Annotated in this window: 14 protein-coding genes; 10 read left to right on the forward strand and 4 right to left on the reverse strand. The window is 75.9% G+C overall.

Annotated elements, in window-relative coordinates:
* Nucleotides 1-47 precede the first annotated feature (47 nt).
* The 3 genes from ABIE39_RS02130 to ABIE39_RS02140 all read left to right on the forward strand — a co-directional run bounded on the left by ABIE39_RS02130 (nucleotide 48) and on the right by ABIE39_RS02140 (nucleotide 4,213).
* On the forward strand, nucleotides 48-1,685 hold the full coding sequence (locus tag ABIE39_RS02130) for a family 10 glycosylhydrolase (protein WP_175008748.1): 1,638 nt from the start codon (nucleotides 48-50) through the stop codon (nucleotides 1,683-1,685).
* A 160-nt stretch (nucleotides 1,686-1,845) separates the two neighbouring features.
* Nucleotides 1,846-2,313: an NUDIX hydrolase gene (locus ABIE39_RS02135; protein ID WP_222592380.1), complete on the forward strand. Its 468-nt coding sequence runs from the start codon at nucleotides 1,846-1,848 to the stop codon at nucleotides 2,311-2,313.
* A gap of 127 nt (nucleotides 2,314-2,440) precedes the next feature.
* The gene (locus ABIE39_RS02140; RefSeq protein ID WP_209828009.1) at nucleotides 2,441-4,213 is read left to right on the forward strand and encodes a hypothetical protein; all 1,773 of its coding nucleotides are present in this window, start codon (nucleotides 2,441-2,443) and stop codon (nucleotides 4,211-4,213) included.
* 37 nt (nucleotides 4,214-4,250) lie between these two features.
* On the opposite strand, the gene ABIE39_RS02145 is transcribed toward ABIE39_RS02140, so the two are convergent.
* The gene (locus ABIE39_RS02145) at nucleotides 4,251-5,516 is read right to left on the reverse strand and encodes an SH3 domain-containing protein (protein WP_354050208.1); all 1,266 of its coding nucleotides are present in this window, start codon (nucleotides 5,514-5,516) and stop codon (nucleotides 4,251-4,253) included.
* Nucleotides 5,517-5,677: 161 nt separating this feature from the next.
* Between ABIE39_RS02145 and ABIE39_RS02150 the strand changes: the two genes are divergently transcribed.
* Nucleotides 5,678-7,057 carry a CoA transferase gene (locus tag ABIE39_RS02150; RefSeq protein WP_354050210.1) on the forward strand — a complete coding sequence of 460 codons (1,380 nt, stop codon included), beginning with the start codon at nucleotides 5,678-5,680 and terminating at the stop codon, nucleotides 7,055-7,057.
* A gap of 15 nt (nucleotides 7,058-7,072) precedes the next feature.
* Here the strand turns inward: ABIE39_RS02150 and ABIE39_RS02155 are convergent, their stop codons facing one another.
* The 3 genes from ABIE39_RS02155 to ABIE39_RS02165 form a co-directional block, all read right to left on the reverse strand.
* The gene (locus ABIE39_RS02155) at nucleotides 7,073-8,008 is read right to left on the reverse strand and encodes a Ppx/GppA phosphatase family protein (RefSeq protein WP_255437166.1); all 936 of its coding nucleotides are present in this window, start codon (nucleotides 8,006-8,008) and stop codon (nucleotides 7,073-7,075) included.
* Between the two features lie 98 nt (nucleotides 8,009-8,106).
* The gene (locus ABIE39_RS02160) at nucleotides 8,107-10,809 is read right to left on the reverse strand and encodes a GH92 family glycosyl hydrolase (RefSeq protein WP_354050212.1); all 2,703 of its coding nucleotides are present in this window, start codon (nucleotides 10,807-10,809) and stop codon (nucleotides 8,107-8,109) included.
* A gap of 200 nt (nucleotides 10,810-11,009) precedes the next feature.
* Nucleotides 11,010-12,383, reverse strand: a complete 1,374-nt coding sequence (locus ABIE39_RS02165; protein WP_354050214.1) for a glutamyl-tRNA reductase — start codon at nucleotides 12,381-12,383, stop codon at nucleotides 11,010-11,012.
* Nucleotides 12,384-12,559: 176 nt separating this feature from the next.
* Here ABIE39_RS02165 and hemE point away from each other — a divergent pair, with 176 nt between their 5' ends.
* The 6 genes from hemE (at nucleotide 12,560) to hemL (ending at nucleotide 19,891) form a co-directional block, all read left to right on the forward strand.
* Nucleotides 12,560-13,588: a uroporphyrinogen decarboxylase gene (hemE, locus tag ABIE39_RS02170; protein ID WP_502914828.1), complete on the forward strand. Its 1,029-nt coding sequence runs from the start codon at nucleotides 12,560-12,562 to the stop codon at nucleotides 13,586-13,588.
* Nucleotides 13,585-15,057 (forward strand): protoporphyrinogen/coproporphyrinogen oxidase, encoded by a 1,473-nt coding sequence (locus ABIE39_RS02175; RefSeq protein WP_354050217.1) that lies wholly within the window; start codon nucleotides 13,585-13,587, stop codon nucleotides 15,055-15,057. The genes hemE and ABIE39_RS02175 overlap by 4 nt, the downstream gene beginning before the upstream one ends.
* A 148-nt stretch (nucleotides 15,058-15,205) precedes the next feature.
* Entirely contained in the window at nucleotides 15,206-16,333 is a 1,128-nt protein-coding gene (gene hemC, locus ABIE39_RS02180; RefSeq protein WP_502914825.1) for a hydroxymethylbilane synthase, read from the forward strand.
* Nucleotides 16,330-17,448, forward strand: coding sequence for a uroporphyrinogen-III synthase (locus ABIE39_RS02185; RefSeq protein WP_354050221.1), 1,119 nt, complete (start codon nucleotides 16,330-16,332; stop codon nucleotides 17,446-17,448). The genes hemC and ABIE39_RS02185 overlap by 4 nt, the downstream gene beginning before the upstream one ends.
* Nucleotides 17,445-18,479 (forward strand): porphobilinogen synthase, encoded by a 1,035-nt coding sequence (gene hemB / locus ABIE39_RS02190; protein ID WP_209827994.1) that lies wholly within the window; start codon nucleotides 17,445-17,447, stop codon nucleotides 18,477-18,479. Before ABIE39_RS02185 ends, hemB begins: the two co-directional genes overlap by 4 nt.
* A complete protein-coding gene (gene hemL, locus ABIE39_RS02195) occupies nucleotides 18,476-19,891 on the forward strand; it encodes a glutamate-1-semialdehyde 2,1-aminomutase (RefSeq protein WP_209827993.1) in 1,416 nt (471 codons plus the stop codon). Before hemB ends, hemL begins: the two co-directional genes overlap by 4 nt.
* Nucleotides 19,892-19,912: the final 21 nt, after the last annotated feature.

Here is a 19,912-nt window from a genome sequence, read left to right on the forward strand (position 1 = left end):
TTCTGTGAAACTATCTGCCACATACTCGACGACCCGGAGGATCAGCAATGACGCTCGACGGCTCCCCCACGTCCCCGGCCCCGGCAGCGGCCGGCGTCGGACGACGACAGTTCCTCACCCTCGCCACGGCCGGCGTCGCGGCGAGCACGCTCACCGTGACGGTCGGCTCGCTCACCCCGGCCGCCGCGCTCACCACGCCCGGCGCGGCCCACGCCGCGCCGACCGCGGCCCCGGCGCCTCGCAAGCGCGAGCTGCGGGCGATGTGGATCTCGAGCGTCGTGAACATCGACTGGCCGTCGGCGTCCGGGCTCTCGGCCGAGCAGCAGCAGGCCGAGCTGCTGGGCTGGCTCGACGTCGCACGCGACTTCCGCCTCAACGCCGTGTTCGTCCAGGTACGCCCGACGGCGGACGCGTTCTGGCCCAGCCCCTACGAGCCGTGGTCGCAGTACCTCACGGGCGTGCAGGGCCGGGACCCGGGCTACGACCCCCTCGCGTTCGTCGTCGAGGAGTGCCACCGGCGCAACCTCGAGATCCACGCCTGGTACAACCCGTACCGCGTGTCGATGCAGGCCGACCCGGCGCAGCTCGTCCCCGAGCACCCCGCCCGGCAGCACCCGGAGTGGGTGTGGGCCTACGGGGGCAAGCTCTACTTCGACCCGGGTCTGCCCGCGGCGCAGGAGCACATCAAGAACGCGATCCTGCACAGCGTCGAGAACTACGACCTCGACGGCGTGCACTTCGACGACTACTTCTACCCGTACGCCGTCGCGGGCGAGACGATCCCCGACGCGGCGACGTTCGCCGCCCACGGCGCGGGCTTCGACCGGATCGAGGACTGGCGCCGCCACAACGTCGACACGTTCGTGCAGTCCATCTCGCAGCGCATCAAGCAGGCGAAGCCGTGGGTCAAGTTCGGCATCAGCCCGTTCGGCATCTGGCGCAACGCGTCGACGGACCCGCGCGGCTCCCAGACGGGCGGCTCGCAGTCGTACGACATGCAGTTCGCCGACACGCGCAAGTGGGTCCTCGAGGGCTGGCTCGACTACATCAACCCGCAGGTCTACTGGCAGCTCGGGCTCGCCGTCGCGGACTACGCGAAGCTCGTCCCGTGGTGGGCCGACGTCGCCGCGCAGTCCGGCACGCACCTGTACATCGGCGAGGCGCTGTACAAGGTGACGTCGGGCGTCTTCACGGACCCGGCCGAGCTGTCGAACCACCTGACGTTCTGCCGGGAGCAGGAGCACCCGGTGCACGGCAACGTGTACTTCTCGGCCAAGCACGTCCCGGCCGACCCGCAGGGCTCGATGACGCGCGTGCGCGACGACCACTACCGGTACCCGGCGCTCGTCCCGGCCATGCCGCACCTCCCGGGCACGAAGGTCCGCACACCGGTGCTCGCGTGGGCCGGCTGGCGCGACGACGGCGTCCGCGTGCACTGGACCGACGCCGGGGGCCGCCGGTTCGCGGCGACGTCGTTCGCGATCTACCGTGCCGACGGGTGGGTGCAGCACGTGGACACCGAGAACCCGGCGAACCTCGTCGCGACGCAGCGGGCCGAGGGCCGGGTGGTCCAGGACTTCCTCGACCCGACCGCCGTGCGCGGGCGCCGGTACACGTACGCCGTGACCGCGCTCGACCGCGTCTGGAACGAGTCCGCACCGAGCAGGGTCCGCTGGTCGGTGTGACGATCGTCGTGCCGGGCCTCGGCCCGGCACGATCGCCCTTCGCCGGAACTGGGGCCGCGCGAGGGGCAGGCCCGACGGCGCGTGGTTCGCTGGGTGCGCCACGCGCCGTCGAGGTTCCCCGGCCACCCGCCCGTGGGCGCCGACTGGCACAGTGGGACACGTGAGCACGCCCGACCTCCGCCCCGCCGACCCCTCGACCTCCGGAGCGTCGGCCCCGCCGTCCGACCTCCCACCGCTGCGCACCGTCGGGTGGGTCAACGTCCGCGGCGGACGCCTGCTCGCGGTACGGACCACCGGGAAGGACCGCTTCTTCATGCCGGGCGGCAAGGTCGAGCGCGGCGAGACGGACACCGAGGCCCTGGTGCGCGAGATCCACGAGGAGCTCGGCGTACGCCTCGACCCGGCGACGGTGCGCCCGGCGTTCGTCGCCGAGGCGCCGGGGCACGGTCTGGGCGGACGTGTCGTGCGGATGCACTGCCTGTACGCCGAGCCGCTGCCCGGGTCCCCCGAGCCGGCGCCGGACGCCGAGATCGCCGAGCTCGCGTGGCTCACGCCGGCCGACGCGGACCGCGTCCCGCCCGCGGGCCGCATCGTCCTCGAGCGGCTCGCGGACGTCCTCACGGCCTGACCGCGCGCCGGGTCGGCAGGCCGTCCGCACCCGGCATGGGGACCTCGCCCCATGGGCACCCCGAGACGCGGGGCCGCTCGCCCACGTACGCTCCGGGAGCACGATCCGCCGCGACAGAGGGACGACCATGGGGTTCTACGGTGCCGACATCGGCGAGCTGCGCAGGCTCGCGCAGAGCCTGACGACGGCGTCGGAGTCGCTCGAGACGACGCGCGGCGGCCTCCAGTCCACCGTCAGCGGAGCCCGCTGGGCCGGCCCCGACGGCGACGAGCTGCGCGGCCGATGGACCTCGGAGCTCGGCCCCGCGCTCGCCGCGGCCGCGGCCACGCTCCGCGACGCGGCCGACAAGGTGCGCACGAACGCCGACCAGCAGGAGAGCGCCAGCTCCGACGGCACGGGCGGGGGCGGCAGCGGCCCCGGCGGGCCGGGCGGGTCCGGGCCGGGATCCGGCGGGTCGGGCGACGGCGGCGAGAGCGGTGAGGGCCCCGGCGGCCCGACGGTCTCGGTGAAGGGCAGCCAGAGCGGCGGATCCGACAACGGAGGCCTCGGGAGCCCCGCGACCGAGGGCACGGACTCGAAGGTCGGCTTCGGCGTCTCCCACGACCCGGACAGCGGCGAGACGACGTACTCCGGCAGCGGGTCGCTCGCCGACTGGTTCAAGACGACCGACGGCTCCAAGGTCTCGTTCGGCGTCAACGGCGGCGCCGAGTACACGGTCGGGGAGAAGTCCGAGGACGGCTTCACCACGTACACGTCGAAGTCGGACGTCTCGATCGGCGTCGAGGGTGGCGTCTCGAAGGGGGGCACGGGCGTCAGCGGCGGGTACACGACCGGCGTCACGTCCGAGTACACCCTCAAGATGCCCGACGGCACCGACGTCGACCCCGGTTCCGTCAACCCGTTCGACCCGCGGAGCATGCCGGTCGGCTCGTCCGTGACGATGGACGGCGGGAGCTACGCCAAGACCGAGCTCGACGCCGCGTTCCGGCACATCGCGCTCGAGTCGTCCGTCAAGGACTCCGAGGGCGTGAGCAGCCTCATCGAGCGCACGGGCGACGACACGGTCCGCGTCACCGCGGGCCCGACGGAGGCGATCGCGAACCACGCGGGCCTCGGCCTCGACTTCGACGCGGTGAAGGTCATGCTCGGCAACACGACGTCGCTCGACGGCGCGTCCCTGCGCAGCGCCGAGTTCGACCTGTCGACGCCGGAGGGCCAGGCCGCCTACGACACCTACCTCGTCACCGGCGAGATCCCCGGCGACCCGTCGACCGGGATCTCCGGCACGACGACCATCGAGCGCGTCAACTACGACTCGACGTCGACCGTCGGCTTCGACACGCCCGTCGGCGGCGCCGAGTGGCAGATCGGCCAGAACACCGGGTCGCTCGTCGCGACGACGTATCCCGACGGCAGCACCGAGCAGCTCATGACCGCGACGTACGGCGACCGGGGCGACTTCCGCCTGTCGCAGTCGTTCGACGCCTCCGGCACGGAGGACCTGTCGGCGCGCACGTACTCGTTCGACGTCACGGCCGACGACATGTCGTCGCAGTACTTCAACACGCGGGACTTCTCGGGCTTCTCGCCGTCCGGCGACGTGTCGCCCGGCCAGCAGGTGACGATGACGCTCACCGAGTCGCAGATGAACCGCCTCGCCGACAGCGTGCGCACCGCCGTCGAGAACGACGCCCTCGGCATGCAGACGCGGGCCATCGTCACCGACTACGACATGAAGCCGCTCTCGGACCCGTACCAGCTCGCCACGAGCCTCGCCCGGGCGGCCGACTCCGACCTGGACCTCGTCATGATGATCAGCGAGATCAACGCTGCGGGCGACGGCTCGGTCACGGACCGGTCCGCCGCCCGGTTCCCCGGCACGGTGACGCTGGGGAACTGACGCCGCGCCCCCGGAGGGGCGCGGCACGGAGATCGGCTCAGCGCGGCTTCTGCGCCGACAGGTACGCGGTCGAGACGAAGCCCGTGCGGCCCCCGGCGGTCACCTTGAGCCACCCCTTCGAGGCGGTGCCGGCGTGCGTCACCGCGGTCCCGCGCGCGAGCCGCGCGACGACCTTGGACGACGTCGACGCCGACGCCCGCAGGTTGAGGCTCGAGGCGGTGACGTACGACGTCGCGGCCTTGGGCGGTGCCGGGGCAGGGGCCGGCTTCGCGGGCGCCGCGGGGGCGCTCGTGGACGTGTACTGGGCCGAGACCCACCCGGTCCGGCCGTTCGCGGTGACCTTCAGCCAGCCGCCCGAGGTCGTCGCGACGGAGAGCTTCGTGCCCTTCGGGAGCCGTGCGACCACGGCCGAGGACGTCGTCGCCGACGCCCGCAGGTTCAGCGACGCGGCCGTGACGTACCGGGTCGCCGGCTGGGGCGCCGACGGCGTCGGGACGGGCTTGGGTGCCGGCTGGGGTGCCGGCGGCTTGGTCGCCGGGGGCGTGCTGACCGGCGCGGGCTTCGTCGGCCCGATGCTCGCGGCCGGGACCCAGCCCGTCGTCCGCCCCGACGTGACCCGGCGCCACGTGCCGCTCTCGTCCCCGGGCTTGCCGACGACGGTCGCCCCGCGCGCGACCCGGGCGACGACGGCGCCCGTCCCCGCCCCGGCACGCACGTCCACGGCGGCGTTCGTGTAGTAGGTGCACGACGTCGCGGTCGACCGGGCGGCCACCCGCGTCGCGTTGCGCCCGAGGTCGACGCCCGTGGCCTTGAGGTAGGCGAGCGGGTCGGTGTGCGAGGCGCCCGACCCGTAGGTGCCGTTCCAGACCTCGAGGTGCAGGTGGGGGGACGTCGAGATCCCGGTGGAGCCGACGTCGGCGATGCGCTGCCCGGCCTTGACCGTCTGCCCGGCCTTGACGTACTTGTCGCCGTCGATGACGTGCCCGTACACGCTCGAGACCGTCTTCCCGCCGATCGTGTGCCGCAGGACGACCCACTGCCCGAACCCGCTGACGCTGCCCGCTCGGAGGACCGTGCCGTCCGCGATCGCGTTGATCCGGGTGCCCGAGGCCGCGCCGAGGTCCTGTCCCAGGTGCCACGTCGACGCGCTGGCGACCGGCATGCAGCGCGGACCGTAGTAGGACGAGACCGAGTAGGTGCGTGCCCCCAGCGGCGCCACGACGGCGGCCGCCGCGCTCGCGCTCGGGGCGACCAGCACGCCCCCCAGGCCCGTGGCGAGCGCCGCCGCCATCGCCGTACTCACGATGCCCGACCAGCGCCTCGCGTTCCGAACCATCCCCTGCCCCCTGAAAGTTCTGACATGCCCGGCGTGTCGGGTTGACACGCCTGAAGCACGGTAAGGCCAGTTCCAGGGCACCGCCAGATGGACGACTGTCCAACAACGCTCGGGCGTACCGTCGGGTCATGACCACGGGGACGGGGCACGCCGACGAGGGCTTCCTCGCCGCGACGCTGCCCGTCCGGGACCTCGCGGTCGAGTCCGTCGCAGCCCTGCGGGACGCGGCGGCGCGGGCGGGCGGGTTCGACCCCGGACCGGCCCCCGACCCCGAGCGCGTCGCCGCGGCGTTCACGAGCGACCGGCTGCTCCGCGTCGACGGTGCGCCGGTGGACGGGTTCGCGCCGCTGTCCGGCTTCTTCCGCACGGCGGACGGCTGGGTCCGCACGCACGCGAACTACCCGCACCACCGGGTGCGGCTGCTCGCGCTCCTCGACCTGCCCGTCGCGGTCGCGGACGCCCCGTCCCGGGACGACGTCGCGGCGGCGCTCGCCGTGCGGTCGGCCCAGGAGGTCGAGGACCGCGCGGCCACGGTCGGCGCGATCGCGGTGCGCGTGCGCTCGGTGGACGAGTGGCGCGCGTCCGCGCCCGGCCGGGCCGCGGCGTCGGGCCCTCCCGTACGGACCACGGTGCGCGACGACGTCGCTCCCCCGCGCCCGCTCCTCCCGGGGCCCCGGCCGCTCGCCGGCCTCCGCGTCCTGGATCTCACCCGCGTCATCGCCGGGCCCGTCGCGACCCGGACGCTCGCGCTGCTCGGCGCGGACGTCCTGCGCGTCGACCCTCCGGGGCTGCCGGAGATCGAGGTCCAGCACCTCGACACCGGGCAGGGCAAGCGGTCCGCGCTGCTCGACCTCGCGACCCCCGCCGGCCGGGCCCGGGCCCAGGAGCTGCTCGACGACGCGGACGTCCTGGTGACGGGCTACCGCCCGGGCGCGGTGGAGGGTTTCGGCCTGCGCCTCCCGGCCGGTGCGGTGCACGCGCGCGTCAGCGCGTGGGGCGACGACGGCCCGTGGGCGCCGCGGCGCGGCTTCGACTCGATCGTGCAGGCGGCCAGCGGGATCGCGCTCGTGGAGGGCACGCGGGACGGGACCGCGGGCGACCCGGCACACGACACCGCCGTCGCCGATCCGGGCGCCCTGCCCGCCCAGGCGCTCGACCACGCGACGGGCTACCTCGTGGCCGCGGCCGTCGTGGACGCCCTCGCCGACCGCGCGGCCGACGGACGCGGGCGCGAGGTCGACGGCGCGCTCGCCCGCACCGCGCACGCGCTGCTCTCGGCCCCCCGGCGCGACCCCGCGCACGGGCCGCCGCGGACGCCGGGGGCGCGGTGCGTCGTCGGGCACCGGGTACGCCTCGACGGCCGGGACGTCGAGGTGACGACGACCCGGCCTGCGCTCGACCGCCTCGCAGGCGAGCCCGTCGACGACTACCCGGCCCCGGCCCGGCCGTGGGGCACGGACGCGCCGCGGTGGGCGACGCCGCGCGGCGCGGCGGGAGCCGCCGGCTGAGCGGGTCGCCGGACGTCAGGCGTGGTCGAGGCGGCGCAGGATCGCGCCCTCGCGCAAGGCCCACGGGCAGATCTCGACCTCGTCGACGCCGAGCGCGCGCATCGTCTCGACCGCGACAACCCCGCCCGCGACGATCTGGAACGTGCGCTCCGGCGTGATGCCCGGCAGGGCGGTGCGTCCCTCGGCCGTGATGCGCGCGAGCCGCGGCACCCAGTCCGCGAGCTGCGAGCGCCGCATCCGCCACCGGTCGTCAGGGCCGACCGCCTCCGTCTGCATGCCCGCGAGCCGCGCGAGCGAGCGGAACGTCTTGGACGTCGCGACGACGTGGTCCGGACGCGGGAGGCGGGCGAACCGCGCGACGGCGGGCGCGAGCGTCGCGCGCACGTGCTCGCGCAGCGCCTCGACGTGCTCGGGCGCGGGCGGGTCGTCGGGCAGGAAGGCCATGGTCGTGCGGCCGGCGCCGAGCGGGAGGGACACGGCGAGGTCGGGCTCCTCGTCGACCCCCGACGCGATCTCGAGCGACCCGCCCCCGATGTCGAGGACGAGCAGCCGACCCGCGGCCCAGCCGTGCCAGCGGCGCGCGGCGAGGAAGGTCAGTCGCGACTCGTCCTCGCCGGAGAGCACGTGGACCGGCTGCCCGACGCGCTCGCCGATCGCCGCCAGCACCTCGGGCCCGTTGGTCGCGTCCCGCAGCGCCGACGTCGCCATGGGCAGCATCTCGTCGACGTCCGACTCGCGCGCGAGCGCCATCGCGTCGTCGACGGCGGCGAGCATCGCCGCGACGCCCTCCGGGGACAGCGACCCGTCCGGCCGGAGGTAGCGCATGATGCGCACGACCGTGCGCGCCCCCGCGGCCTGCACGGGACGCGCCGCGTACGCGGCGTCGACGACGGCGAGGTGCACGGTGTTCGAGCCGATGTCGAGGACGCCCAGGCGCGTGGTGGTGCTCACGCGGCGAGCCTAGCGGCGCGGCGCGGGCCGCCGTCGGGCGTGCTGCCCGACGACGGCCCTCGACCGGTGCGCGGCGCGCACCCGCGGTGACCTGCCGGTCAGTCGCAGGCCAGCGCGTCGTAGACCGCGTCGACCGTCGACGTCGTGCCGTCCGCGGCGACCACGGTGACGGTCGCCGTCCCGGCCTCGACGGACGTCGCCCGCGTGGTGAACGACTGGTAGGCGCTCTTGCCCGGCTGCACCTGCCGGACCGTCCGCTCGCCGAACGGCGTCGTGAGGGTCACGTCGACGGGCGCGTCGGCCGTGCTGGTCGCGCGGACCGCGACGAACGCCCGGCCGCCGAGGCAGCGCGCGCTCGCCTCGACCTCGACCGGCGCGGGCGGCACGACGGCGGAGACCGACGGGATGCGGTCGGCCGCCCCCGTGCCCCACGTGAGGCCCGCGCTCGTGTCGGAGAGGTCGAAGTCGAGCGTGCCGCCGTCCTGGAGCGCCGCGACGTCCAGCCACGCGGCGGTGTGCGCGACGCCGTCGACCTCCAGCCCGGCGACGTAGCTCGGGAGCTTCTCGTTCGCGCCCGCCGCGTCGATGCGCAGCGTCGCCCCGGCGTCGGTCGTGACCGTCGCGGCCTGCACCTTGGGCGCGTTGAGCGCGAGGATCCCGGAGCCCGGCATGACGGGCTCGAACCCGAGCGACGCCATGACGTACCAGGCGGCGAGCGTGCCGAGGTCGTCGTTCCCGACGCCGCCGCCCGGGGTGTCCGGGAAGCGGTTGAGGTTCGCGGCGAGGACGTCGTTCGTCTTCCACGGCTGGCCCACGTAGCCGTAGAGCCACGCGTTCATGATCGTCGGCTCGTTGCCCGGGTTGTAGCGGATCGTCGTGTAGTACGAGCTGCCGCCCTTGGCCCACGTGCTCGGCGAGACGCCGGGGTTCGCGGCGAGCGCCGGCTGGTCGAAGTAGTAGTCGAGGCGCTCGACGAAGCCGTCCTCGCCGCCCATGACCTCCTGGAGGCCCGTGACGTCCTGCGGCACCATCCACTGGTACTGCCACGGCACGCCCTCGTGGAAGCCGGAGCGCGTGACGTCGGTCAGCTCGGGCAGCGTGACGAACTCGCCGGTCGGGCGCTTCGCGTTGACCATGCCCTGGAAGCCGCCGGAGAGCGGGACGTCCGGGTTCCACAGGTTCCGCCAGTTGCGGCCCCGGTCGAGGAACGCCTGACCACCCTCGCGGCCGGTCCGCTCGGCCGCGGCGCCGAGGCTCGCGTCGGCGAGCGCGAGCTCGAGCGTCGCGGAGCCGCCGTGGCGGTACTCCTCGAACTGGCCCCCGAGGCCGCCCTCGTTCTCGGGGTAGAACGGCACGTGGCCGTGCTCGGCGTAGAACTCGGTGCTGCGCCGCCCGACGGACGCGACGCCGTCCGGCGGGGTCGTCGTGGCGTTCTCGACGAGGTAGTCCCACAGCTCGTCCGCGATGTCGTCGGGGACGGTGCCGAGCGCGAAGTTCTCCGCGAGCCACGGCGTGACGGGGTCGCCCGCCATGATGTTGGTCTCCAGCGCGCCGAGCGACCAGCGCGGCAGCCAGCCCCCCTCGACGCGGTGCTGGTACATCGAGCGCACGATGTCCTGCGCGCGCTCGGGCAGCAGGAGCGCGTGCAGCGTCGCCTGCGTGCGGTACGTGTCCCAGAGCGAGAAGTTCTGGTAGTAGTCCCAGCCGTCGGCCTGGTGGACGTCGAGGTCCATGCCCCGGTACCGGCCGTCGACGTCGCTGCCGATCGTCGGCGAGAGCAGCGTCTTGTAGAGCTGGGTGTAGAAGATCCGGCGCTGGGCGGGCGACGCGTCGATCGCGGCACGGCCCAGCTCGGCGTTCCACGCGTCGCGGGCCTCCTCGCGCACGGTGTCGAACGCGACCTGCCCGCCCTCGTCGGTGGCCTCGGCCTCACGGTTGGCGCGCGCGCCGTCGACGCTCACGAACGACACGCCCACGCTCACCTCGACGTCGCGGTCGGTCGTGGTGTCGAAGATCGCGACGGCGCCGTTGTCGCCGCCCGCGACCTCGCTCGTCGTGGAGCCCGCGACGTAGCGCGCGTCGGTCCCCCACGTGCCGCTCGACGCGACCGGGCGGTCGAACGTCGCGCTGAAGAAGTACCGCTGCTCGTCCGGCGTGCCGCCGCAGAAGCCGCCGTTGTCGACCCAGCCCTCGAGCGTGCGGTCGTCGACCCACGTCACCGAGCTCGCGCCGGCGTCGCGCAGCGTCTGGCCCACGTTGAACGACAGGTGGGACGTCGTCGAGGCGGGGAACGTGTAGCGGTGCGCGCCGACGCGCGTGGTCGCGGTGAGCTCGGCGTGCACGTCGTTCGCGAGGGTCACCTCGTAGAACCCGGCCGACGCGTGCTCGGTGCTCTTCTGGTCCTTGATCGCGATGAAGGAGCGTGAGGTGCGCGGGGTCGCGCTCGTGTCCGGCGTGACAAGCAGCTCGCCCGCCGCGGGGCAGCCCGCGCTGTTCACGTGCCGGTGGCTGAAGCCCCACACGCGCCCGGCGTTCGTGCTGTACGACGTCGAGGCGTAGGAGCTCGTGTTGTCCGGGCTGAGCTGGACCATGCCGAACGGCACGGTCGCGCCCGGGTAGGCGTTGCCCTCGCTCTCGGTGCCGACGAACGGGTTGACCTCGAGCGTGAGGTCGTCGCTCGCGGCGGCGGTGACGGTGCCCTCGTCGGCGGGGGCGGCGCCCGCGGCGGCGGGCAGCAGCGTGGCCGGCGCGACGGCGAGCGCGAGCCCCGCGGCGAGCAGGGCGAGTCGTGGTCGTCTCATGCCATGTCCTCTTCGACGTGCGACCGGGCGTCGTCGCCCGGGGCGCCCCGGGGCCGTCGGTCAGGCGCCGCCCGGGCCGCTCGTGGCGGGGCGACGGTGCTCCTGGTCGACGACGGGCGTCCGTCGGCCACCCTCTCCCGGGTATGACTGCGCTGTCAATCGGATGCCCGAGGCAGCGGGTCCGTCGAGCGGACGGAGGGTCAGCGCACGCCGGCGGCCTCGTGGACGAGCGCCTGGGCGTCCGCGACGACCGCGCGCTCCTCGGCCTGCGCCGCGGCGACGGCCTCCGCGCGGGCCGCGACGATCGCGCGGTGCAGGTCGGCGTGCACGCGGCGCCGCACGCCGCGCGCGATCTCGTCGGCCTCGTCCGGCTCCACCGGGTCGCCGTCCGCCTCGCGCAGCGCGACGACGTCGGCCACCTCGAGCGCGACGCGCCGCTCGGCGTCGGCCAGCAGGGCGACCACCGCCGTGTCCGCCGCCCGGCCGAGGCGCGTCTCCTCGAACGCCCGCGTCGCCTCGTCGACGATGGCGCGGGCCTGGGTCACGAGCTCGGACGCGATCGACGGCGAGTGCGCCGCGAGCGTCGCGAGGTCGTACAGGAGCACGCCCTCGACGTCGGCCACGCGCGGGTCGACGTCGCGGTGCAGCGCGAGGTCGAGCACGACCGTGGGGCGCGCGACGGGCTCCTCGCCCGCCCGCACCGCGGCCCGCTCGCGCGCCCGCACCACCGCGGCGGCGTCGAGCACGTGCTCGATCGCCTGCTCCCGCCGCTCGGCACCCGGGCGTGCGGCGTCCGCGGCGAGCGCCCGCCCGCGCGCGCCGCTGCACGACACCACGAGGTCCGCGTCCTCCAGCGCCGCGACGAGGTCCGTCACGGCCTCCACGCCGCGCGCGGCGGCGAACTCCTCGGCGCGGCCGGACTGCGAGTAGACCCGCACGTCGTCGCACCCGAGCGCCCGCAGCGCGGCGAGGCTCGCGCCCGCGTACGACCCGGTGCCGATGAGGACGGCGCGCACCTGCGGCCACGGCGGCAGCTCGGCCGCGGCGAGGTCGAGCCCGAGCGCGACGACGGAGCGACCGGCCCCGCCGAGCGTCGTGTGCGTGCTGACCTTCTTGGACGTGCGCGACGCCGTCTGGAAGAGGAGCTCGAGCGTCGAGGACGTCACGCCGTCGGCGTGCGCGGTCTCCAGCGCCCGCTTGACCTGGCCGGCGATCTCGCGCTCCCCCACGACCATCGAGTCCAGGCCCGACGCGACGGCGAACAGGTGCTCGGCGACCTCGGTCCCGGCGCGCGTGCGGAACGACGCGAGCGCCTCGGTCACCTCCACGCCCGACGCCTCGGCGACCATGCGCGCGACGTGCTCGGTCGCGTGCTGCACGCCGGTGCCGTCGAGGGGGGCGTCCACGTCGAGGTACAGCTCGAACCGGTTGCACGTCGCGAGGACGACCGCACCGGTGATGACGTCGCACGCCGCGACCGCGGAGCCGCCGATCGAGTGCGCCCCGGTGGAGAGTCGTTCCAGGGCGTCGAGGTCCAGCTCGTGGTGGCTGGCCGTGAGGGAGAGAAGAGCCACAGTGCCTCCGATTTAATCATTCCCCCGGGAGAGAGGCAGAATCGGTAGCTGTGATTCCTGTCGCCCTTTCCCCGGGCCATCCCCTGACCGACGGCCGCACGGACCGTTCCCCGCTCGTGCAGGCCTTGCGCGCGGGCACGACCGGAAAGCGCCCGGAAATCACACCCGTGTGGTTCATGCGCCAGGCGGGCCGATCGCTGCCGGAGTACCGCGCCGCGCGCGAGGGCGTGAGCATGCTCGACTCGTGCCTGCGCCCCGACCTCGCCTCGGAGATCACGCTCCAGCCGGTGCGCCGGCACGGCGTGGACGCCGGGATCTTCTTCTCGGACATCGTGGTGCCGCTGCGGCTCGCGGGCGTCGAGGTGGAGATCGCGCCGGGCGTCGGCCCCGTCATGGGCCAGGCGTACCGCACGCCCGACGACGTCGCCCGGCTCGTCGAGAGCGAGCTCACCGACGACGCGCTCGCCCCGATCCGCGAGGCCGTCGCGCTGACCGTCGACGCGCTCGGCACGACGCCCCTCATCGGGTTCGCCGGTGCGCCGTTCACCCTCGCCGCCTACCTCGTGGAGGGCCGTCCGTCGCGCGACCACCTCGCGGCGCGCGCCCTGCTGCGCGGCGACCCGGAGACGTGGCAGCGCCTCGTGGACTGGGCGGCCGACCTCACCGGCACGTTCCTGCGGACGCAGGTCGAGGCGGGCGCGAGCGCGGCGCAGCTCTTCGACTCGTGGGCCGGCTCGCTCTCGCTCGCGGACTACGCGGCCGGCGCCGCCCCGGCGAGCACGCGCGCACTCACCCACGTCGCGGACCTCGGCGTGCCCGTCGTCCACTTCGGCACGGGCACGGGGCACCTGCTCCCCGCCATGCGCGACGCCGTCACCGCGGCCGGGGTGCAGGACGTCGCCGTGGGCGTCGACTACCGCACGCCGCTCGACGACGCCGCCCGGCTCCTCGCCGACGGCCACGCCCCCGTGCCGGTGCAGGGCAACATCGACCCCGCGCTGCTCGCCGCGCCGTGGGACGTGCTCGAGGCGCACGTCCGGGACGTCGTGCGCCGCGGGCGCACCGCCCCGGGGCACGTGGTCAACCTCGGCCACGGCGTCCCGCCGGACACCGACCCCGACGTCCTGACGCGCGTCGTCGCGCTCGTCCAGGCGCTCGCGGACGACGCTCCCGACGCCACCACCGAGGAGGCGACCCGACGGTGAGCACCGAGCCGACGACGCCCCGTCCGTCCGGACCCGCCGCAGCGGACGGGGTCGAGACCGCGGACGCGGTCGTCGTCGGCGCGGGCGTCGCCGGGCTCACCGCCGCGCGGACCCTGCGCGCGCAGGGGCTGCGCGTCGTCGTGCTGGACGCCGCCGAGGTGCCGGGCGGACCGGTCCGCGGCGGGGACCTCCCGGGCCTCGACGGCGTCCGGGTCGACCTCGGTGCCGAGTCGTTCGCGGCGCGCGGCACCGCCGTCGGCGACCTCGTGCGCGAGCTGGGGCTGGACGTCGTCGAGCCGTCGGGCGCGGGCGCGTGGGGCTACGCCGCCGGGCACGCCTACCCCCTGCCGCGCGCGGGCGTCCTCGGGATCCCCGCGGACCCCTGGGCACGGGACGTGCGTCGCGCCGTCGGCCTCGGCGGGGCGCTGCGCGCGAGCCTCGACCGGGTGCTGCCCCGCCGGTTCACCGACCTGCGGACGCTCGAGACGTTCGCACGGTCCCGCATGGGGGCGCGCGTGACCGAGCGGCTCGTCGCGCCGGTCGCCTCCGGCGTGCACTCCGCCCCCCTCGACCGGCTGGACGTCGCCGCGGTCGCGCCGGGGCTGCGCGAGGCGTTCGAGCGCGAGGGGTCGCTCGCGCGCGCCGTCGCGTCGATGCGCGCGCTCGCCCCGGCCGGGTCGGCCGTGCGCGGCATCGACGGTGGCATGCACCGGCTCGTCGAGGGGCTCGCCGCGGGGACCGACGTCCGGCTGCGTCACGAGGTCACGGGCATCTCGCGCGCCCTGGCCCCGGACCGGGGGCCCGCGTCCTGGCTCGTGCGCGCCGAGACCCCGGGCAGGCCGGTCGACCTCGCCGCGCCGCGCCTCGTCGTGACGACCCCGGCGCTCGTCGACGCGCTCGGGCCGCTCGTCGGGACGGCGGCAGACCTCCTGCCCGACCCGGAGCCGGGCGCGGACGTGCGGCTCGTGACGCTCCTGCTGCGCGCTCCCGAGCTCGACGACGCCCCGCGCGGGACCGGCCTGCTCGTCGCCCCGCCGCACCGCGACGCCGGGCGCGCGGCGCCGCCGTCGGACGTCGAGGCCAAGGCGCTCACGCACTCGACCGCCAAGTGGCCCTGGCTGCGCGACCGCGTCCGCGCCGCCGCCGGGCCGGGGCACCACGTGGTGCGCCTGAGCTACGGGCGCATCGGCGCGACGACGGAGCCGGACCTCGACCGCGTCGTCGTGGACGCGTCGCGCCTCTTCGGCGTCGACCTGCACGGGCGCGTCCTGGGGCACGTCGTCACGCGGTGGAACGGCGCGCTGCCCCCACCCACGCCCGCGTTCCGGCGCGAGGTCGCGGCGTTCGTCGCGCGCGTGGACGCCGTGCCCGGGCTGGCCGTGACCGGCGGCTGGATCGCCGGGACGGGGCTCGCGTCGATCGTCGGCCACGCCCAGGAATGCGCGCGCGACCTCGCGTCCACGGAGTAAGGGAATCCTTACCGGATTCCGCGTCGGAAATGCCCCGAGAATTCTCCGCGAATTGACCTGACACGTTGTCCGGAAGTTCCTGACCGAGCGTCAGGACCGCGTCACTCCGCGCGCCATTCCCGCGCGGTGACGTGCGCATTTTCGTGGAATGCCGAAGTGGGGAGAGACTGGTTCCGTGAGTCCTGCAGGTACGACGCCCCTCCGCGTGGGCACGCGCGGCAGCGCCCTCGCGACGACCCAGACCGGCCACGTCGCCCGCCGCCTCGAAGAGCTGACCGGCCGCGACGTCGAGATCGTGCGCATCCGCACCGACGGTGACGTGCTCACCGGCTCGCTCGCCCAGATGGGCGGGACGGGCGTCTTCGTGACCGCGCTCCGCGAGGCGCTGCTCGACGGTCGGTGCGACGTCGCGGTGCACTCCCTCAAGGACCTCCCGACCGAGCCCGCACCGGGCCTCACCGTCGTCACGCCCGAGCGCGAGAACCCGCGCGACGTCCTGTGCGCGCGCGACGGCCTGACCATCACGACGCTCCGGCGCGGCGCGCGCGTGGGCACCGGGTCGCCGCGGCGCGCCGCGCAGCTCCGGTCCGTCCGCCCCGACCTCGACGTCGTCGACATCCGCGGCAACGTCGACACGCGCCTCGCGCGGGCGCTCGGCGAGGAGGCGGACCTCGACGCCGTCGTGCTCGCGTACGCGGGCCTCGCCCGCCTCGGCCGGCTCGAGGCCGTGTCCGAGGTGATCGACACCGCGATCATGGCGCCCGCCGCCGGGCAGGGCGCGCTCGCCGTCGAGGTCCGCACGTCGTCGCTCGACGACCCGGTCCTCGCCCGCGCCCTGCACGACCTCGACCACGAGCCCACGCGCCTCGCCGTGCTCGCCGAGCGCGCGCTCCTCGGCCGGCTCGAGGCCGGGTGCGCAGCCCCCGTCGGCGCGCACGCCGTCGTGGAGGACGGCGACGTGGCGCTGACCGCCGTCGTCGCGCGGGTCGACGGCGCCGAGCAGCTCACGCACTCCGCGCGCGCGGCGCTCCCCCCGAGCACCGGGTCGCTCGCCGCCTCCGCGACCGCCCGGGACGACGTCGCGCGCGGGCTGGGCGCGCGCGTCGCCGACGCGCTCCTCGCCGACGGCGCCGCGCGCCTCGCGCCGCTGCGCGAGACCGGGGCGGGCACCCCCGTCCTCGACGCCCCGGCCGCGGAGGCCCCGGCGACCGACCGCGCCGTGGAGGCTGCCCGCGAGCAGCTCCGCGACGGCGGCTACCGCGGCGCGGCGGAATGAGCCCCGGACCGCTGCGCGACCCGTCGCGCGGGCCCGCGTCCGTGGTGCCGCCGCTCCCGGCGCGCGGCCCCTCGGGCGCCGCGGAGACCGTGGGCGCAGCGGGCGCCGTGGGCACTGCGGACGCCGTCGGCGCCGCGGGTGCAGCCCGCCGGGCCGACGTGCTCGCCGGTCGGACCGTCCTGGTCCCCCGCGCGCCCGAGCGCGCCGCGGGGCTCGCGACGACGCTCCGCGACGCGGGCGCCCACGTCCTCGTCAGCCCGGCGATCGAGCGCGCGCCCGTCGCCGACACCGCACCCGTCGACGGTGCCCTCGCCCGCCTGGTCCACGGCGACTTCGCGTGGGTCGTCGTGACGAGCGTCAACGCGATCGACGAGCTCCTCGCGAGCGCCGCCCGCCGAGGCGTCGACCTCGCCGACGCGGCCCGCCGGGCCCGCTGGGCCGCCGTCGGGCCCGCGACGCGCCGCGCCCTGGAGGCGGTCGGCATCACCGTCGAGCTCGAGCCGGACGAGAACTCCGCCCGCGGCCTCGTCGCCGCGTTCGCGACCCTCCCCGCATCGGACCGGACCTCTCCCTCGGCCGACCAGGGCTCTACCTCGGGGGACCACACCTCTCCCTCGCGAGGTCGAGGTGTGGTCCTGCTGCCGCAGGGGGACCTCGCCGCGCCGACGATGCACGACGGCCTGCACGACCTCGGCTACGTCCCGCACGTCGTCACCGCCTACCGCACCGTCACGCACACCCTCGCGCCGGACGTCGTCGCGGCGTGGCGCGCGGGCGCGGTGGACGCCGTCGTGCTCACCTCGGGGAGCGTCGCGCGCGAGGTCGCGCGTCAGCTCGGCCCGCGCGACGACGTCGTGGGCGTCGCGATCGGCGGCCCGACCGCACGGGCGGCGCGCGACGTCGGGCTGCGGCTCGACGCGGTCGCGGACCGCCCGACCGACGCCGCGCTGGCCGCCGCGCTCACCGACGCGCTCGCCGCCAGCCGCACCGCCACCAGCGCCGCCACCGCCTCCGCCGCCGCCGCCCGCACGGCCGCCCCGCCCGACGGCCCGGCCGCTCCCCCGGCCGCGGGCACGACCCCTGCCGACCCGACCCCCGAAGGAGATCCCTCGTGACCCACCAGCTCCCCGTCGGGCACCACCGGCCGCGCCGCCTGCGCACGAGCCCGCGCGTGCGTCGGCTCGTCAGCGAGACGCGCGTGCACGCGTCCGACCTCGTGCTCCCCCTGTTCGTCAAGGAGGGCCTCGACGCCCCGCGCCCCATCTCGTCGATGCCGGGCGTCGTGCAGCACACCGAGGCGACGCTCGCGGACGCCGTGCGCGACGCCGCGCGCGCCGGGGTCGGCGGCGTCATGCTCTTCGGCATCCCCGCCGAGCGCGACGCGACCGGCACGCAGGCGGACGCCGAGGACGGGATCCTGCAGCGCGGCATCCGGATCGCGGTCGAGGCGGCGCGCGAGCACGCGGTCGGCGGGCCGGTCGTCATGGCGGACACGTGCCTCGACGAGTTCACCGACCACGGGCACTGCGGCGTGCTGGCCGAGGGACGCGACGGGGGCGTCGTCGTCGACAACGACGCGACGCTCGACCGCTACGCCTCGATGGCCGTCGCGCAGGCGCGGGCGGGCGCGGACGTCGTCGCGCCGTCGGGCATGATGGACGGCCAGGTCGCGGTGATCCGCGAGGCGCTCGACGGCGCCGGGTTCGACGACGTCGGCATCCTCGCGTACTCCGCGAAGTACGCGAGCGCGTTCTACGGGCCGTTCCGCGAGGCCGTGGACTCGGCCCTCCAGGGTGACCGGCGCACGTACCAGATGGACGCGGGCAACGCCCGCGAGGGCCTGCGCGAGGCCGACCTCGACCTCGCCGAGGGCGCGGACCTGGTCATGGTGAAGCCTGCCGGGTCGTACCTCGACGTCCTCGCGGCGGTCGCGGAGATGTCGCCGGTGCCGGTCGCGGCCTACCAGGTGTCGGGCGAGTACGCGATGATCGAGGCCGCCGCCGCGAACGGCTGGATCGACCGGCGGGGCGCGATCACGGAGTCGGTGCTGGGCATCAAGCGTGCCGGCGCGGACGTGATCCTCACGTACTGGGCGACGGAGCTCGCGGGCTGGCTGGACGAGAACGACGGAAGGACGCGGGCATGACGGACACGGGCGGTTTCGGGACGGCAGAGGCCGTGCAGGCGGAGAACGCCGCGCTGTTCGGCGCACCGGGCGCGGGCGGCGCGGACAACCACGCCGCGTTCGTACGCGCGCAGGGCGTGCTCCCGGGCGGCGTGAGCTCGCCCGTGCGCGCCTACGGGTCCGTGGGTGGCGACCCGCGGTTCCTCGCGTCGGCGCGCGGCCCGTACGTGACCGACGTCGCGGGGCGCGAGTACGTCGACCTCGTGTGCTCGTGGGGTCCCGCCCTGCTCGGGCACGCGCACCCCGACGTCGTCGCCGCGGTCCAGGAGGCGGCGGCCCGCGGGCTGTCGTTCGGCGCGCCGACGCTCGGCGAGGTCGAGCTCGGCGAGGAGATCCGCCGCCGGGTCCCCGCCGCGGAGCACGTGCGCCTCGTGTCCACGGGCACCGAGGCCACGATGACCGCGATCCGCCTCGCGCGCGGCGTGACCGGGCGCGACGTCGTCGTGAAGTTCGCCGGCTGCTACCACGGGCACGTGGACGCGCTGCTCGCGGAGGCCGGGTCCGGCGTCGCGACGCTCGCCCTGCCCGGCTCGGCCGGGGTCACCGAGGCGACGGCGGCCGAGACGCTCGTGCTCCCGTACAACGACCTCGCGGCCGTCGAGGCGGCGTTCGCGGAGCGTGGCTCCGAGATCGCGGCCGTCATCACGGAGGCGTCGCCCGCGAACATGGGCGTCGTCCCGCCCGCGGAGGGCTTCAACGAGGGCCTGCGCCGCATCACCGCGGCGCACGGCGCGCTGCTGGTCCTCGACGAGGTGCTCACGGGCTTCCGCGTCGGGCCGAGCGGCTGGTGGGGCCTCGAGAACGCGGTGCTGCGCAGCCAGGGCGCGGACGGCTGGACGCCCGACCTGTTCACGTTCGGCAAGGTCGTGGGCGGCGGGATGCCCGTCGCCGCGGTCGGCGGGCCGGCGAGCGTGATGGACCAGCTCGCGCCGCTCGGCCCCGTCTACCAGGCGGGGACGCTCTCGGGGAACCCCGTCGCGGTCGCGGCGGGCCTGGCGACGCTGCGGCTCGCCGACGACGCGGTGTACGCGCGCGTCGACGAGGTCGCGGGCGTGCTGTCGTCGGCGGTCGGCTCCGCGCTCGACGCGGCGGGCGTGCCGCACCGCGTGCAGCGCGCGGGCTCGCTCTTCTCCGTGATGTTCGGCGAGCTCGCCGCGACCGCGGGCGTGCGCGACTACGCGCAGGCCCAGGCGCAGGAGACGTTCCGGTACCGCGCGTTCTTCCACGCGATGCTCGACGCGGGCGTGAGCCTGCCGCCGTCGGTGTTCGAGGCGTGGTTCGTCTCGGCCGCCCACGACGACGCCGCCGTCGCCCGCATCCTCGACGCGTTCCCCGCCGCCGCCCGCGCGGCCGCGGAGGCCTGTCCCGCCTGACGGCGTCTGGCCGGAGCGGCC

The sequence above is a fragment of the Cellulosimicrobium sp. 4261 genome, assembly GCF_040546915.1.
GTDB classification, from domain to species: Bacteria; Actinomycetota; Actinomycetes; order Actinomycetales; family Cellulomonadaceae; genus Cellulosimicrobium; species Cellulosimicrobium cinnabarinum.

Coding starts and splice junctions, on each gene's coding strand:
- hemE (WP_502914828.1), top strand. CDS start 12,560: ATGCGCCAGGCGGGCCGATCGCTGCCGGAGTACCGCGCCGCGCGCGAG.
- ABIE39_RS02130 (WP_175008748.1), top strand. CDS start 48: ATGACGCTCGACGGCTCCCCCACGTCCCCGGCCCCGGCAGCGGCCGGC.
- hemC (WP_502914825.1), top strand. CDS start 15,206: ATGCCGAAGTGGGGAGAGACTGGTTCCGTGAGTCCTGCAGGTACGACG.
- ABIE39_RS02160 (WP_354050212.1), bottom strand. CDS start 10,809: ATGAGACGACCACGACTCGCCCTGCTCGCCGCGGGGCTCGCGCTCGCC.
- ABIE39_RS02140 (WP_209828009.1), top strand. CDS start 2,441: ATGGGGTTCTACGGTGCCGACATCGGCGAGCTGCGCAGGCTCGCGCAG.
- ABIE39_RS02185 (WP_354050221.1), top strand. CDS start 16,330: ATGAGCCCCGGACCGCTGCGCGACCCGTCGCGCGGGCCCGCGTCCGTG.
- ABIE39_RS02150 (WP_354050210.1), top strand. CDS start 5,678: ATGACCACGGGGACGGGGCACGCCGACGAGGGCTTCCTCGCCGCGACG.
- hemL (WP_209827993.1), top strand. CDS start 18,476: ATGACGGACACGGGCGGTTTCGGGACGGCAGAGGCCGTGCAGGCGGAG.